The organism is Pseudarthrobacter sp. 10T415 (assembly GCF_056394175.1).
The window spans coordinates 1-406 of sequence record NZ_JBFTHJ010000081.1 but is presented as its reverse complement, the minus strand read 5'-3'; the positions used below and the strand labels follow the sequence as shown (position 1 = coordinate 406).

At 73.3% G+C, this 406-nt stretch carries 1 protein-coding gene; it reads left to right on the top strand.

Annotated elements, in window-relative coordinates:
• The coding region (locus tag AC1DBN_RS21555) for a molybdopterin cofactor-binding domain-containing protein (protein WP_477724208.1) at positions 1 to 406 on the top strand (406 nt) is incomplete at both ends.

Here is a 406-nt window from a genome sequence, read left to right as displayed (position 1 = left end):
GACCTGGCGGCCACGCTCGGCATCCCCAAGGAGAACGTGCGCSTGATCTCGCCCTWTATCGGCGGYGGCTTCGGCGGCAAGCTGTTCGTGCGSGCCGAGGCGCTGCTCGCGGCGCTGGGCKCGCGCGCGGCCAAGCGGCCCGTGAAGGTGGCRCTGACGCGSCCSCTGATSTTCAACAACACSMCGCACCGGCCGGCSACGATCCAGCGCATCCGCMTCGGCACCACGCGGGACGGCAAGATCACGGCCATCGCCCATGAAAGCTGGTCGGGCGACCTGCCGGGCGGCGGGCCCGAGACCGCCGTGCAGCAGACGCGCCTGCTCTACGCCGGCGCCAACCGGATGACCGCGCTGCGACTGGCCACGCTGGACCTGCCCGAAGGCAACGCCATGCGCGCGCCGGGCG